Raw genomic sequence first — 14,847 nt, 5'->3', positions numbered from 1 at the left:
AAACTCAAGATTTCAATGCTTCGGCCAGTTTCGCGATCTTGCCGCGAACCGAGCCATCGATTACCAGGTCGCCGGCGCGGATCACGACGCCACCGATCAGGCTGGCATCCTCCGTCGCGTGCAGGCGTACTTCCCGGCTGAGCCGTGCACTGAGAACCTTGGCGAGTTTGTCTTGCTGTTCTTGGTTCAACGCAAAAGCACTGGTGACTTCCACGTCCACGGATTTCTCTTGCTCGGCCTTGTACAGGTCGAACAGAGTCGCGATCTCCGGCAGAAGCAGGAGACGGTCGTTTTCCGCGGCAACATGAATGAAATTCTGTGCCTGGGCGTCAAACTTGTCACCGCACACTTCAATGAATGCGGCGGCCTTGTCTGCGCTAGTCAGTTGCGGGGCCTTGAGCAGGCGCTGCATGGTGCCGTCTTGCGACACCGCAGCAGCCAGGCCGAGCATGGCTGACCAATTGGCCAGTTGCTGATGGGCCTGGGCATGCTCGAAGGCAGCCTTAGCGTAAGGTCGGGCCAACGTGGTCAGTTCTGCCATGATCGCCCTCGCTTAAATTTCAGCGGCCAGTTTGTTAACCAGCTCCGCATGCGCGTTTTGATCGATTGTGGCGCCAAGGATCTTTTCAGCACCGCCAACGGCCAGGGCACCCACTTGGGCACGCAGGGCGTCTTTGATGCCGTTCAGTTCCTGTTCGATCTCGGCTTGAGCCTGAGCTTTCACACGGTCAGCTTCGACGCGGGCCTGATCACGGGCTTCCTCGACAAGCTGAGCAGCGCGTTTCTTCGCTTGCTCAATGATTTCGGCTGCCTGTGCCTTCGCTTCGCGCAGTTGCTGACCCGCTTTCTCTTGGGCCAGTTCCAGATCGCGAGCTGCGCGGTTGGCAGCATCCAGGCCGTCGGCAATCTTCTTTTGGCGCTCTTGCAGGGCAGTGATGACCGGAGGCCATACGTACTTCATGCAGAACAGCACAAAAATCAGAAAAGCAACGGATTGGCCGATCAGGGTTGCATTAATGTTCACGCCAATACCTCGCTCGGTCTTTGTCCATCACACCAATCAACTCGTGGGAACGAGTGATTAGCCGGCGATCTGACCAACGAAGGGGTTCGCGAAGGTGAAGAACAGAGCGATACCAACACCGATCATGGTTACGGCGTCGAGCAGACCGGCAACGATGAACATTTTGACCTGCAGCATCGGAACCATCTCAGGCTGACGAGCAGCGCCTTCCAGGAACTTGCCGCCCAGCAGGCCGAAACCAATGGCGGTACCCAGAGCACCCAGGCCGATCAGCAGAGCAACAGCGATAGCGGTCAGACCAACTACAGTTTCCATCTTTCCTCCCGACTTTTACGTCGTATTGGTTAGGTTTTTTAGTTTGAAGCGGTAAAACAAATCGTTTTGGTACAGCTGCCCTTGCGGACTTTTTAAGCCCTCCCCCCAGGCAGGCGGGGAAGACTATCAGACACGCCAGGCGGTCTTAATGGTTATCTTCGTGGGCCATCGACAGGTAGACGATGGTCAGCATCATGAAGATGAACGCTTGCAGCGTGATGATCAGGATGTGGAACACAGCCCACGCCCACTGCAGCACGACACCCAGGCCGCTCAGCCAGAGGATGCCGGCGCCGAACATCACGGCGATCAGGATGAACACCAGCTCGCCGGCATACATGTTGCCGAACAGTCGCAGTGCCAGGGAGATCGGCTTGGCGATCAAGGTGACGAATTCCAGCAGGAAGTTCACCGGGATCAACAGGATCTGAACGAAGATGTTCTTGCTGCCGAACGGGTGCAGGGTGAGCTCGCCGAGGAAGCCGCCCAGGCCCTTGACCTTGATGCTGTAGAAGATGATCAGGGCGAAGACACTGAAGGCCATGGCCAGGGTCGCGTTCGGGTCGGTGGTCGGCACGGCGCGGAACGGAATGTGCGGATCACCGGAAATCAGGATGGCCAGCTGAGGAATCCAGTCGACCGGAACCAGGTCGATGGCGTTCATCAGGAAGACCCAGACGAAGATGGTCAGCGCCAGTGGGGCGATCACCGGGCTGCGGCCGTGGAAGGAGTCCTTCACGCTGCCATTGACGAAGTCCACCAGCACTTCGACGAAGTTCTGCAGACCGCTCGGCTGGCCGGAAGTGGCCTTCTTGGCGGCCATGCGGAAGATGAACAGGAAGATCAGACCCAGCCCGACGGACCAGCCCAGGGTGTCCAGGTGGAACGCCCAGAAGCCCATTGCCTTGGCTTCTGCAGCCGAATGGGCGAAGCCCCAGCTGCCGTCTGGTAGTTGACCGTAGGTCAGGTTCTGCAAGTGGTGCTGGATATAGCCCGAAGCGGTTTCTGCTGCCATGGTTGCCTCAAACGCCCTAAGGTCTCGAAAGTCTTTTATTCATCAGCAGGGGCGTGAACCAGCTGACCGAAAGGGTCAGCATGAAGACGCCGAATACTGCCAACGGCGCCAATGGCTTCACTCCTGCGAAGGTCAGTGCAAACAGCACTGCCGTCAAAATCAATTTGCCAGCCTCGCCTGCGTAGAACGACTTGACGATGGCTTGCGCCGCCCGGGCTCCGCTGAAGCGAAATGCCTTCCAGGCGAAATACACGTTGGGCAGCCAGGCGATCAAACCTCCGCAGAGGCCTGAATAACCGCTGACCTTGCCCTGCCACTGCCACAACACCAAGGTCGCCAGCAATAACACACCAAATTGAGCCAGCAGCACCGGGAACACCGGCCAACGATGGAAAGGCAGGCGGTTTGGCGTGCGGATTTCCATCAGAACTGCTCCTCGAAAGTCGACCCTCAAGCCAGCAACGACTTGGCATAATTTGTGCCGACAAAATGCGCGCAGAGTATAGGGGGGGATTAACCCCTATTCAACTATCGGGTAGTGATTTCCGACTGCGCGCTACAACGGGAATTGTTTCAGCGAATGTGAGCGAGGACGCCTTGCAACTCGTCGAGCGAGTTGTAGCGAATAACCAGTTGGCCCTTGCCCTTGTTGCCGTGGCGTATCTGCACCGAAGAGCCCAGGCGCTCTGCCAGACGCTGCTCCAGGCGAGCAATGTCCGGATCAGCTTTGCTCTCTTGCACCGGATCAGTTTTGCCACTCAGCCACTGGCGCACCAGTGCCTCAGTTTGGCGCACGGTGAGCCCGCGTGCGACAACATGTCGCGCCCCTTCCTCCTGCCGGCTCTCGTCCAGACCGAGCAAGGCACGGGCGTGTCCCATCTCCAGGTCGCCGTGAGCGAGCATGGTCTTGATGGCCTCGGGCAGGGTGATCAGCCGCAGCAGGTTGGTCACGGTCACCCGCGACTTGCCCACCGCATCGGCCACCTGCTGCTGGGTCAGCTCGAATTCCTGCTGCAAACGTTGCAGGGCGATAGCCTCTTCCAGCGGGTTCAGGTCTTCGCGCTGGATGTTCTCGATCAGCGCCATCGCGATGGCCGCTTCGTCGGGCACCTCGCGGACCATCGCCGGGATGGTATCCAGGCCAGCTTGCTGGGTGGCGCGCCAACGGCGTTCACCGGCGATGATCTCGTAGCGGTTGTCGCCGATCGGGCGCACCACGATCGGTTGCATCACGCCCTGCTTGCGGATCGAGTGCGCCAGTTCTTCCAGGGCCTCGGGGTCCATGTCGCGGCGTGGCTGGTACTTGCCGCGCTGAATCAGCTCGACCGGCAAGTGTTGCAGTTCCTTCTGGTCGACCTTCACGGCCTGCTCTTCGAGGGCGCTTACGGTCGGACCACTGAGCAGTGCATCCAACCCACGTCCGAGACCGCGTTTCTTGATGGCCATGCGGATTCCTTAAGTTGTCTGTGCAGTGCGCGTTTGTCGGCGTTGACGGCGTACCAGTTCCCCGGCCAGAGCCAGGTAGGACAGTGCGCCACGCGATTGCTTGTCGTAGGCCAGGGCCGGCATGCCGAAACTCGGCGCCTCGGCCAGGCGGATATTGCGCGGGATAACGGTGTCGTACAGTTGGTCACCGAAGTGCACCTTGAGCTGCTCCGACACATCGTTGTTCAAACTCAGGCGCGGGTCGTACATGGTGCGCAGCAGGCCTTCGATCTTCAGCTCCGGGTTCAGCCGGGCAGCGATGCGCTTGATGTTATCCACAAGGTCGCTGAGGCCTTCGAGGGCGTAGTACTCGCACTGCATGGGGATGATGACGCCGTCGGAAGCGACCAGCGCGTTCAGCGTGAGCATCGACAGCGAGGGCGGGCAATCGATGAGGATGTAGTCGTAGTTGTCCCGGATCGGCGCCAGCGCATTGCGCAGGCGGCTCTCTTTCATCTGCATCTCCAGCAGCACCACTTCCGCGGCGGTGAGGTCGCGGTTGGCCGGCAGCAGCTGGAAACCGCCATGTTCGGAATAGTGCATGGCCTGGGCCAAATCGCATTCACCGATCAGCACGTCGTAGACCGAATGCTCGAGCTCGTGCTTATCCACACCACTGCCCATGGTGGCGTTGCCCTGCGGATCGAGGTCGATCAGCAGCACGCGACGCTTGGTCGCGGCCAGCGATGCGGCGAGATTGATGCAGGTGGTGGTCTTGCCGACACCACCCTTCTGGTTCGCGATTGCGAATACCTTAGCCATTGTTGCGTGTGTTCCCAGTCAAGCCTTGCGGCGCAGTATCAGCAGATGGCGCTGGCCCTGGCAACCCGGAACGGTCAGGGCCTGCTCGCTTTCCACTGTGAAGTCTGCGGGCAATGCTACCAGTTCATCGGCAGGATGCAGCCCCTTCATTGCAAGCCATTGCGTGTTGCCATCGCCCAGGTGGCGGGTCCAGCCGGTGAAGTTCTCCATGCTGCTGAACGCCCGGGAGATGATGCCGTTGAAGGGCTGCGCAGGTTGGAATTCTTCGACACGGCTGTTGATAACTTGCAGGTTGTCGAGCTTCAGCTCCATCTTCACCTGGGTCAGGAAGCGGGTTTTCTTGCCATTGCTGTCCAGCACCGTCACTTGCTTGTGCGGGTGCAGGATAGCCAGGGGGATGCCAGGCATGCCACCACCGCTGCCGACGTCGAGCCAACGCTGGGTGTCGGCGCCGATGAAGGACATGACGCTGAGGCTGTCGAGCAGGTGGCGCGAAACCATTTCATCCGGGTCGCGCACCGCTGTGAGGTTGTAGGCCTTGTTCCACTTGATCAACAGGGCCAGGTAGCCCAGCAGCAGTTCATGCTGCCGAGGGGTCAACTCGACACCGAGCTGGCGCGCACCTGTGGATAACTCTTCGGCGTGTTGCGGGGTGACCAGGACACTCAAGCGCTTTGCTCCAGTTCGCGGCCTGCGCCGCGTTTTTTCAGATGAATCAGCAACAGGGAAATCGCCGCCGGGGTCACACCGGGGATACGCGATGCCTGCCCAAGGGTCTGCGGCCGGGTCTGGCCGAGCTTGCCCTGGATTTCCTTGGACAGCCCGGAGATCGAAGCGTAGTCGATATCCACAGGCAGGCGGGTGTCTTCGCTGGCGCGTAGACGAGCGATTTCTTCCTGCTGACGGTCGATGTAGCCGGCGTACTTGGTCTTGATCTCGACCTGCTCGGCGACCTGCGGGTCGATATCGGCGCCGCCGGTGGCCTCGATCAGGCCGGCATAGTCGATTTCCGGTCGGGCCAGCAGGTTCAGCAGGTTGTATTCGTGAGCCAGCGGGGTGCCGAACTTATCCACAACCGCTTGGCCTTCCGGTGTACCTGGGCGTACCCAGGTCGACTTCAGCCGCTGTTCTTCACGCTCGATGCCTTCGCGCTTGGCGCAGAACGCGGCCCAGCGGGCGTCGTCGACCAGGCCCAATTCGCGGCCCTTCTCGGTCAGGCGCAGGTCGGCGTTGTCTTCTCGCAAGATCAGCCGGTATTCGGCACGCGAGGTAAACATGCGGTACGGCTCCTGAGTGCCGAGGGTGATCAGGTCGTCGACCAGCACGCCGATGTACGCCTCGTCGCGGCGTGGGCACCAGCTTTCGCGGCCCTGAGCACGCAGTGCCGCGTTGGTACCGGCCAGCAGGCCCTGGGCGCCGGCTTCTTCGTAGCCGGTGGTGCCGTTGATCTGCCCGGCGAAGAACAGGCCGCCGATGACCTTGGTCTCGAGGCTGTACTTCAGGTCGCGAGGGTCGAAGTAGTCGTACTCAATGGCGTAGCCGGGGCGCACGATGTGGGCGTTTTCCATGCCGCGGATCGAGCGCACGATCTCCAGCTGCACGTCGAACGGCAGCGAGGTGGAGATACCGTTGGGGTAGAGCTCATGGGTGGTCAGGCCTTCCGGCTCGATGAACACCTGGTGGCTTTCCTTGTCGGCGAAGCGGTGGATCTTGTCCTCGATCGACGGGCAGTAGCGCGGGCCAACGCCTTCGATCACTCCGGAATACATCGGCGAACGATCAAGGTTCGAGGCGATGATCTCGTGGGTACGGGCATTGGTGTGGGTGATGTAGCAGCTGACCTGGCGCGGGTGCATCTGCGCGTTGCCCATGAACGACATGACCGGGATCGGCGTGTCGCCTGGCTGTTCGGCCATCACCGAGAAGTCCACCGAGCGACCGTCGATACGTGGCGGGGTGCCAGTCTTCAGGCGGCCGACGCGCAGCGGCAGTTCACGCATGCGTTGGGCCAGGGCATTGGCAGGCGGGTCGCCGGCGCGGCCACCGGAGTAGTTCTGCAAACCGATGTGGATAAGTCCGCCCAGGAAGGTGCCGCTGGTCAGGACCACGGAGTCGGCGAAGAAACGCAGGCCCATTTGCGTGACCACACCCTTGACCTGGTCCTGCTCGACGATCAGGTCGTCGCAGGACTGCTGGAATATCCACAGGTTCGGCTGGTTTTCCAGGATCTCGCGCACCACCGCCTTGTAGATGGCGCGGTCTGCCTGAGCGCGGGTTGCGCGCACAGCCGGGCCTTTGCGGTTGTTCAGGATACGGAACTGGATGCCGCTCTTGTCGGTGGCCAGCGCCATGGCGCCGCCGAGCGCATCGATCTCCTTGACCAGGTGGCTCTTGCCGATGCCACCGATGGCTGGGTTGCAGCTCATGTGGCCGAGGGTTTCCACGTTATGGGTCAGCAGCAGGGTTTTCACACCCATGCGTGCAGACGCAAGCGCAGCCTCGGTACCGGCATGGCCGCCGCCGATGACGATCACTTCAAAACGGGAAGGGAAATCCACCACGCACCTCGTGCCTGTTTCGCAAATAGAGAAGGTAAGCGGACAAGTATAGGGACTTCAGCCCCTTGAGTGAAACCGTCTGAGCAAATTTTGACCAATCTGTGGATGAATGGCAGACAACAGAAATCAAAAAGGAAAAAGTTAAAAAAGCTTTGTTTTTATGTTTATTCTTATGCACATGTTTTTCTGTGGATAAATCTCTGTAGGCCTCTATTTGTTTGGCTTACAGGGAAATTAAACCCTGGGGTGAAGTGCCCCTGAGGGCTATGGATAAGTCATTTCAGCCTGTGGATTAAATGCTCGTTTACCCACAGGTGCATTTGTCCTCAACAAAAACGCCGGGTTATCAACGGGGCTGGTGGCGAGTTTTCCACAGACCTCCTGCCGACGCTTTTGCTCCTGTTGATGAAATTTCTGCTTTCGCCAAGTCAAAAAAAAGCCGCTCCTGCTGGAGCGGCTCATTAACGGTGTCTGCCTGTGGGCTACTTGCCGATGCAGAAGCTGGAGAAGATCCGGCCCAGCAAGTCATCGGAGCTGAATGCCCCGGTGATTTCCCCCAAGGCCTGTTGAGCCTGGCGCAGGTCTTCAGCCAGCAGCTCGCCAGCGCCCGCCAAGGTGAGTTGAGCATGCCCGTGCTCCAGGTGTGCACTTGCCTGGCGAAGGGCGTCCAGGTGTCGCCTGCGTGCGCTGAAGCCGCTTTCTGCAGTCTGCTCGTAACCCATGCAGGCTTTGAGGTGATCGCGAAGCAATTGCAGGCCCTGGTCATCGCCTTTGGCACTGAGGGTGATGGTCACATGGCCATCCTCGCTCTGCTCCAGGCCCACGGGCTCGCCACTGAGGTCGGCCTTGTTACGAATCAAGGTGACCTTGCCTGGCTCCGGCCGCAGGTCCAGGAATTCCGGCCACAGGGCAAAGGGGTCGCTGGCTTCGGGCGCAGTGGAGTCCACCACCAACAGCACCCGATCGGCCTCGCCAATGGCCTTGAGCGCGCGTTCCACGCCGATCTTTTCCACATGGTCGTCAGTGTCACGCAAGCCGGCGGTATCGACCACGTGCAGCGGCATGCCATCGATGTGGATATGTTCGCGCAGGATGTCCCGAGTGGTACCGGCGATGTCGGTGACGATCGCTGCCTCACGCCCCGCCAGCTGGTTCAGCAGGCTCGATTTGCCAGCGTTTGGCCTGCCGGCAATGACCACGGTCATGCCATCGCGTAGCAAAGCGCCCTGCCCGGCTTCGCGCTGCACTGTGGATAACGTGGCACGCACCGTATCGAGCATCGATAACACGTGGCCATCGGCAAGGAAGTCGATTTCCTCCTCGGGGAAGTCGATGGCCGCTTCCACGTAGATACGCAGGGCGATCAGCGCTTCCGTAAGGCCGTGTACACGCTTGGAGAACTCGCCTTGCAGCGAGCGCAAGGCATTGCGCGCCGCCTGGCTGGAGCTGGCCTCGATCAGGTCGGCGATCGCCTCGGCCTGGGCCAGGTCGAGCTTGTCGTTGAGGAACGCGCGCTCGCTGAATTCACCCGGCCGCGCCAGCCGGCAACCGATTTGTACACAGCGCTGCAGCAGCATGTCGAGGACCACAGGCCCGCCGTGCCCCTGTAATTCGAGCACATCTTCGCCAGTGAACGAATTCGGCCCAGGGAAGAACAGCGCGATACCTTCATCCAGTACCAACCCGTCTTCGTCGCGAAACGGGCCGTAGTGGGCATGTCTGGGCTTGAGCGTGCGCCCGGTGATGAGCTGGCCGGCCTTGGCGGCCAATGGCCCGGACAGCCTGACGATACCGACGCCACCACGACCTTGGGCGGTAGCGATGGCAGCGATGGTTTCACGCACAATATTCATGCTCGAAGCCTCTAGCGACATATACGACAGATAGCAAAAACGCCCCACAGGGGGGCGTTTTTATTCACAGGCCAGGTTAGCAGCCCGTCAAGCAGCAGCGTTGTTGGCCGTTGCTGCCTCGATCTTGCGAGTGATGTACCACTGCTGAGCGATCGACAGGCAGTTGTTCACAACCCAGTACAGCACCAGACCAGCCGGGAACCACAGGAAGAAGAAGGTGAAGATGATCGGCATCATTTTCATCACCTTGGCCTGCATCGGATCCGGCGGCGTCGGGTTCAGGCGCTGCTGGATGAACATGGTTGCGCCCATGATGATCGGCAGGATGAAGAACGGATCCTTGATCGACAGGTCGGTGATCCACAGCATCCACGGCGCCTGGCGCATCTCGACGCTTTCCAGCAGTACCCAGTAGAGGGCCAGGAACACCGGCATCTGCACCAGAATCGGCAAGCAACCGCCCAGCGGGTTGATCTTCTCTTTCTTGTACAGTTCCATCATCGCCTGGGACATCTTCTGGCGATCGTCACCGAAACGTTCCTTGAGCTGCGCCAGTTTCGGCGAGACGGCACGCATGCGCGCCATCGAGCGGTAGCTGGCAGCCGACAGCGGGAAGAACAGGCCCTTGATGAGCATGGTCAGGACGATGATCGACCAGCCCCAGTTACCTAGCAGGCTGTGGATATGTTGCAGCAGCCAGAAGATCGGTTGGGCGATGAACCACAGGAAGCCGTAGTCGACGGTCAGTTCCAGGCCTGGGGACAACTCCTTGAGCTTGGACTGGATCTTTGGACCGGCGTAGAGCACGGCACTGGTTTCGGCCTTGGCGCCGGCAGCCACGTTAAGGGCCGGGCCGGTGTAGCCGATGATGTAGTTGCCCTGGCTGTCCTTGCGGGTTTGCACGGCGTTGTTCTCGCCGCCTTGTGGAATCCACGCGGTGACGAAGTAGTGCTGCAGCCAAGCGACCCAGCCGCCGGTTACATTTTCTTTCAAACTACCTTTGTCGATGTCCTTCATCGACACTTTCTTGTACGGCTCGGCACTTGTCCACAGGGCAGCACCCAGATAGGTGGCAGTACCCGTCGCAGTGCTGGAGGACGGGTCCGAGCTGGCGTCACGCTTGAGCTGGGCAAACATGTTGCCGGTCCAGGCCTGGCCGCTCTGGTTGTCGATCAGGTAGCTGACGGTCAGGTCGTACTCGCCGCGCTTGATGGTGAAGCGCTTGATGTAGTTGACGCCGTTCTCGCTGAACTTCAGGTCGACCACCAGTTGCTCCTGGCCATCGGCCAGCTGGTAGCTCTTCTGCTCGGCGGCATACAGCGGGCGACCGCTTGAGCGGGCATCCGGGCCGTTGGCACCCGTCAGGCCGCTTTGTGCCAAGTAAGTGCGCTCGCTGCCGTTGTCGAACAGCTGGAACGGAATGTCCGGATGGTCCTGGCGACGTGGGTACTGGGGCAGGGTCAGCTGGACGATGTCACCACCGACCGGGTCGATAGCCAGGTCCAGGACATCGGTCTTGACCCTGATCAGGTCCTTGCTGACCGCGACCGGCGCCACCACGGCGGGGCTGGTTTCAGCATTCGCGCTCGGCACATCGGCGCTGGCGCCATTGTTGCCCGCTGGCACGGTGTCCGGCAGTGCCGGAGCAGAAGTGCTGGCAGCAGTGTTCTGAGTCGGCAGGGCTGCCTGACCGTAGTCCTGGTTCCACTTGAGGACCAGCACGTAGGACACGATTGCCAGGGCGACGATCAGGATCGTGCGTTTAATATCCATGGTTACTCGGCTATCGAAGAAGTTCGGGAGGAAGGAGCGGGTGGAACAGGGTCGTAACCGCCGTCGTTCCACGGATGACAGCGCCCCAGGCGACGAACGGTCAGCCACCCACCACGCAAGAGGCCATGGGTTTCAATGGCTTCATACGCGTAGCAGGAGCAAGAAGGGTAGAAACGACAGTGACTGGCCATCAGAGGACTGATGGCGTAACGGTAAAACTGGATCGGAACGAGCGCCAGTTTACGCATTGTGACTGTCTACCCCCGCGGTGTCGGCAGTTACCGCTGGAGAGGGCCGACTACGGGCCAGGCGCTTCCAGAGTTTGCCAAAATGTTGGTGCAATTCTGGGTTTTCTACCTCGCCCAACCCCTTGCGCGCGACGATCACGATGTCCAAACCGGCAAGTGATTGCTGGTTCAGGCGAAAGGAATCGCGCATCAGGCGTTTCAGGCGATTGCGCTGAACGGCGAGCTTGACGCTCTTCTTGCCGATCACCAGGCCGAGGCGCGGATGATCGAGGCCGTTCTCGCGGGCAAGGATAAGCAGGTTTTTCCCTGGAACCTTGCCGGTTGGGGAGTCGAAGACCGCTTTGAAATGCCGGGGTGTAAGCAGTCGCTTATCCCGACTGAAGTCCTGACTCACCACCTGTGCCGGAAAATCAAATGGCCAGACGCTTACGGCCTTTGGCGCGACGACGCGACAGAACAGCGCGGCCGTTCTTGGTGGCCATACGGGCACGGAAACCGTGGGTGCGCGCGCGCTTGATGGTGCTTGGTTGGAAAGTACGTTTCATGGCGTGTTACCTGGGTTGTCGACAACGGGCCGGGATGGCCCCCTTTTTAAGAGACCGGCGATTCTAGAGAAAGCAAGGCCGTAGGTCAATTTCCAACCAACCGATCCTTTATGAGTGGGTGTCTGCACGCTGGCAGTCCAGTAGGAGGTGGGGCAGACTCGCCGTGAGCTAGAAATTGAAAAAAAAGAAAACCATATAGAAAGCTTTTCTGAAGATCTTATAGCTCTTACGTGGATAACCTTCTGTGGATAAGCGTGTCAAGGCCAGAAAATACGGTATGTACAGAGAATCATAAGTGTGTAGGAAAGGGGTGCTGCAACTGTGCTGTGCATGGTCAAAAGCTGTGGAACAAAAGGCCTCTTATCCACAGCTGATTTATCCACAGGTCTGACCCAGGGGTTGTGCATACCCCTCATGTGTCGTTATCCACAGGGTTTATTCACAAGGGATGGATGTCGTTTGTGCCGCTAAATGACTGATTTACCGTGGCTCATCTTGCCCGCACATGTGGATAAGTGGCCACGCGCCCGGTACAATGGCGGATTGTTTTTGTCTCATCCGGCTTTCAACTCAGGGGATATCCGTGTCAGTGGAACTTTGGCAGCAGTGCGTGGAGCTTCTGCGCGATGAACTGCCTGCCCAGCAATTCAACACCTGGATCCGTCCGCTACAGGTCGAAGCCGAAGGCGACGAGTTGCGCGTCTATGCGCCCAACCGCTTCGTTCTTGATTGGGTCAATGAAAAGTACCTTGGGCGTCTGCTCGAGTTGCTGGGTGAGCGAGGCAACGGCCTGGCCCCTGCACTCTCTCTCCTTATTGGTAGTCGTCGCAGCTCCGCGCCACGGGCCGCTCCCAATGCACCGGTGAGCGCGGCGATGGCTGCGTCGCTGGCACAGAGCCAGGCGCAGAAAGCCGCACAAGTGGTTGCGCCAAGCGAACCGGTGGCCAATACCGTGCCTGCAATGGCCAGCGAGCAGGTAGTCGAAGCGTTGGAGCCGTCCGCCCTGGATGGGTTTGACGCCACGGGCGAGTCTGCACCCGCGTCCACAGGTCGTGCCGAACAACGCACCGTCCAGGTCGAAGGTGCGCTCAAGCACACCAGTTACCTGAACCGTACCTTCACTTTCGAAACCTTTGTCGAAGGTAAGTCCAACCAATTGGCGCGCGCTGCAGCCTGGCAGGTTGCCGATAACCCGAAGCATGGCTACAACCCGCTCTTCCTTTATGGCGGTGTAGGTCTGGGTAAGACTCACCTCATGCATGCCGTGGGCAACCACCTGCTGAAGAAGAACCCGAATGCCAAGGTTGTCTACCTGCATTCCGAGCGTTTTGTCGCCGACATGGTCAAGGCGCTGCAACTGAACGCCATCAACGAGTTCAAGCGTTTCTATCGCTCCGTCGACGCGCTGCTGATCGACGATATCCAGTTCTTCGCCCGCAAGGAGCGTTCCCAGGAAGAGTTCTTCCACACGTTCAACGCCCTGCTCGAGGGCGGCCAGCAGGTGATCCTCACCAGCGACCGCTACCCGAAGGAGATCGAAGGCCTGGAAGAGCGTCTCAAGTCGCGTTTCGGCTGGGGCCTGACGGTTGCCGTGGAGCCGCCAGAGCTGGAAACCCGCGTAGCGATCCTGATGAAAAAGGCCGACCAGGCCAAGGTCGAGCTCCCACACGACGCGGCATTCTTCATTGCACAGCGCATTCGTTCGAACGTCCGTGAGCTCGAAGGCGCGCTGAAGCGGGTGATCGCCCATTCGCACTTCATGGGCCGCGACATCACCATCGAGCTGATTCGCGAGTCGCTCAAGGACTTGCTGGCCTTGCAAGACAAACTGGTGAGTGTGGATAACATCCAGCGCACCGTGGCCGAGTACTACAAGATCAAGATCTCCGACCTGCTGTCCAAGCGTCGTTCGCGTTCTGTCGCTCGCCCGCGCCAGGTAGCCATGGCGCTGTCCAAAGAGCTGACCAACCACAGCTTGCCGGAGATCGGCGACATGTTCGGCGGCCGCGACCACACCACCGTGCTGCATGCGTGCCGCAAGATCAACGAATTGAAGGAATCCGACGCGGACATCCGCGAGGACTACAAGAACCTGCTGCGGACCCTGACCACCTGAAGGGGGTCGGTGCAGCTTATTGAAGGCAAGGGACTAGACCATGCATTTCACCATTCAACGCGAAGCCCTGTTGAAACCCCTGCAACTGGTCGCAGGCGTCGTCGAGCGCCGCCAGACCTTGCCGGTTCTGTCCAACGTGCTGCTGGTCGTACAGGGCCAGCAGTTGTCGCTGACCGGTACCGACCTGGAGGTCGAGCTGGTTGGTCGCGTGCAGCTGGAAGAGCCGGCTGAGCCAGGCGAGATCACCGTACCAGCGCGCAAGCTGATGGACATCTGCAAGAGCTTGCCCAGCGATGTGCTGATCGACGTCAAGGTCGAGGACCAGAAGCTGCTGGTCAAGGCCGGTCGTAGCCGTTTCACCCTTTCGACCCTGCCGGCGAACGACTTCCCAACCGTGGAAGAGGGCCCGGGTTCGCTGACCTGCAACCTTGAGCAAAGCAAGCTGCGCCGCCTCATCGAGCGCACCAGCTTCGCCATGGCCCAGCAGGATGTGCGCTACTACCTGAACGGCATGTTGCTGGAAGTCTCCACCGACACCCTGCGCGCAGTCGCCACCGACGGCCACCGCCTGGCGCTTTGCGCCATGCAGGCTCCCATCGGCCAGGCCGAGCGTCACCAGGTAATCGTTCCGCGCAAGGGTATCCTCGAACTCGCGCGCCTGCTGACCGACCCGGAAGGCATGGTGAGCATTGTCCTGGGCCAGCACCACATTCGCGCCACCACCGGTGAGTTCACCTTCACCTCCAAACTGGTGGACGGCAAGTTCCCCGATTACGAGCGCGTACTGCCCAAGGGCGGTGACAAGCTGGTGCTCGGCGACCGTCAGGCGCTGCGTGAGGCGTTCAGCCGTACTGCGATCCTGTCCAACGAAAAGTACCGCGGCATCCGCCTGCAATTGGCTTCTGGCCAATTGAAAATTCAGGCCAACAACCCTGAGCAGGAAGAAGCCGAAGAAGAAATTGGCGTCGACTACGAAGGTGGCTCGTTGGAGATTGGCTTCAACGTCAGCTACCTGCTGGACGTGCTGGGCGTCATGACCACGGAGCAGGTCCGCCTGATCCTGTCCGACTCCAACAGCAGCGCCCTGCTGCAGGAAGCCGGCAATGACGACTCCTCCTATGTTGTCATGCCGATGCGTCTGTAATCCGTAGCA

The 14,847-nt window shown here is 59.9% G+C and carries 16 protein-coding genes; 2 read left to right on the top strand and 14 right to left on the bottom strand.

Annotated features, from left to right (window positions below):
- Positions 1–4 precede the first annotated feature (4 nt).
- The 14 genes from RAC97_RS06610 to rpmH form a co-directional block, all read right to left on the bottom strand.
- A complete protein-coding gene (locus RAC97_RS06610) occupies positions 5–541 on the bottom strand; it encodes a F0F1 ATP synthase subunit delta (RefSeq protein WP_375098464.1) in 537 nt (178 codons plus the stop codon).
- Between the two features lie 12 nt (positions 542–553).
- On the bottom strand, positions 554–1,024 hold the full coding sequence (locus tag RAC97_RS06605; RefSeq protein WP_375098463.1) for a F0F1 ATP synthase subunit B: 471 nt from the start codon (positions 1,022–1,024) through the stop codon (positions 554–556).
- Between the two features lie 57 nt (positions 1,025–1,081).
- Positions 1,082–1,339, bottom strand: a complete 258-nt coding sequence (gene atpE / locus RAC97_RS06600) for a F0F1 ATP synthase subunit C (RefSeq protein ID WP_003097235.1) — start codon at positions 1,337–1,339, stop codon at positions 1,082–1,084.
- A gap of 145 nt (positions 1,340–1,484) precedes the next feature.
- On the bottom strand, positions 1,485–2,354 hold the full coding sequence (atpB, locus tag RAC97_RS06595; RefSeq protein WP_375098462.1) for a F0F1 ATP synthase subunit A: 870 nt from the start codon (positions 2,352–2,354) through the stop codon (positions 1,485–1,487).
- A gap of 16 nt (positions 2,355–2,370) precedes the next feature.
- Positions 2,371–2,778: a F0F1 ATP synthase subunit I gene (locus tag RAC97_RS06590; protein ID WP_375098461.1), complete on the bottom strand. Its 408-nt coding sequence runs from the start codon at positions 2,776–2,778 to the stop codon at positions 2,371–2,373.
- 149 nt (positions 2,779–2,927) lie between these two features.
- Positions 2,928–3,800, bottom strand: coding sequence for a ParB/RepB/Spo0J family partition protein (locus RAC97_RS06585; RefSeq protein WP_375098460.1), 873 nt, complete (start codon positions 3,798–3,800; stop codon positions 2,928–2,930).
- A 9-nt stretch (positions 3,801–3,809) separates the two neighbouring features.
- A complete protein-coding gene (locus RAC97_RS06580) occupies positions 3,810–4,601 on the bottom strand; it encodes a ParA family protein (protein WP_375098459.1) in 792 nt (263 codons plus the stop codon).
- An 18-nt stretch (positions 4,602–4,619) separates the two neighbouring features.
- Positions 4,620–5,270, bottom strand: coding sequence for a 16S rRNA (guanine(527)-N(7))-methyltransferase RsmG (gene rsmG, locus RAC97_RS06575; RefSeq protein WP_375098458.1), 651 nt, complete (start codon positions 5,268–5,270; stop codon positions 4,620–4,622).
- Positions 5,267–7,159 carry a tRNA uridine-5-carboxymethylaminomethyl(34) synthesis enzyme MnmG gene (gene mnmG / locus RAC97_RS06570; protein ID WP_375098457.1) on the bottom strand — a complete coding sequence of 631 codons (1,893 nt, stop codon included), beginning with the start codon at positions 7,157–7,159 and terminating at the stop codon, positions 5,267–5,269. Before mnmG ends, rsmG begins: the two co-directional genes overlap by 4 nt.
- A 482-nt stretch (positions 7,160–7,641) precedes the next feature.
- A complete protein-coding gene (gene mnmE / locus RAC97_RS06565; RefSeq protein ID WP_375098456.1) occupies positions 7,642–9,012 on the bottom strand; it encodes a tRNA uridine-5-carboxymethylaminomethyl(34) synthesis GTPase MnmE in 1,371 nt (456 codons plus the stop codon).
- Between the two features lie 87 nt (positions 9,013–9,099).
- Complete coding sequence (gene yidC / locus RAC97_RS06560) at positions 9,100–10,785, bottom strand: membrane protein insertase YidC (RefSeq protein WP_375098455.1); 1,686 nt, start codon at positions 10,783–10,785, stop codon at positions 9,100–9,102.
- Between the two features lie 2 nt (positions 10,786–10,787).
- On the bottom strand, positions 10,788–11,033 hold the full coding sequence (gene yidD / locus RAC97_RS06555) for a membrane protein insertion efficiency factor YidD (RefSeq protein WP_375098454.1): 246 nt from the start codon (positions 11,031–11,033) through the stop codon (positions 10,788–10,790).
- The gene (gene rnpA / locus RAC97_RS06550) at positions 11,026–11,430 is read right to left on the bottom strand and encodes a ribonuclease P protein component (RefSeq protein ID WP_375098453.1); all 405 of its coding nucleotides are present in this window, start codon (positions 11,428–11,430) and stop codon (positions 11,026–11,028) included. The genes yidD and rnpA overlap by 8 nt, the downstream gene beginning before the upstream one ends.
- 13 nt (positions 11,431–11,443) lie before the next feature.
- On the bottom strand, positions 11,444–11,578 hold the full coding sequence (gene rpmH / locus RAC97_RS06545; RefSeq protein ID WP_003253163.1) for a 50S ribosomal protein L34: 135 nt from the start codon (positions 11,576–11,578) through the stop codon (positions 11,444–11,446).
- A gap of 583 nt (positions 11,579–12,161) precedes the next feature.
- On the opposite strand from rpmH, the gene dnaA reads away from it, so the two are divergent.
- Positions 12,162–13,694, top strand: a complete 1,533-nt coding sequence (gene dnaA / locus RAC97_RS06540; RefSeq protein WP_375098452.1) for a chromosomal replication initiator protein DnaA — start codon at positions 12,162–12,164, stop codon at positions 13,692–13,694.
- Positions 13,695–13,734: 40 nt separating this feature from the next.
- Positions 13,735–14,838 carry a DNA polymerase III subunit beta gene (gene dnaN, locus RAC97_RS06535; RefSeq protein ID WP_375098451.1) on the top strand — a complete coding sequence of 368 codons (1,104 nt, stop codon included), beginning with the start codon at positions 13,735–13,737 and terminating at the stop codon, positions 14,836–14,838.
- The last annotated feature ends 9 nt before the right edge of the window (positions 14,839–14,847 follow it).

Source organism: Pseudomonas sp. LS_2, from assembly GCF_042709235.1.
GTDB lineage: Bacteria > Pseudomonadota > Gammaproteobacteria > Pseudomonadales > Pseudomonadaceae > Aquipseudomonas.
Note: the sequence above shows the minus strand (reverse complement) of the source record. Positions and strands in the feature narration are given on the sequence as shown.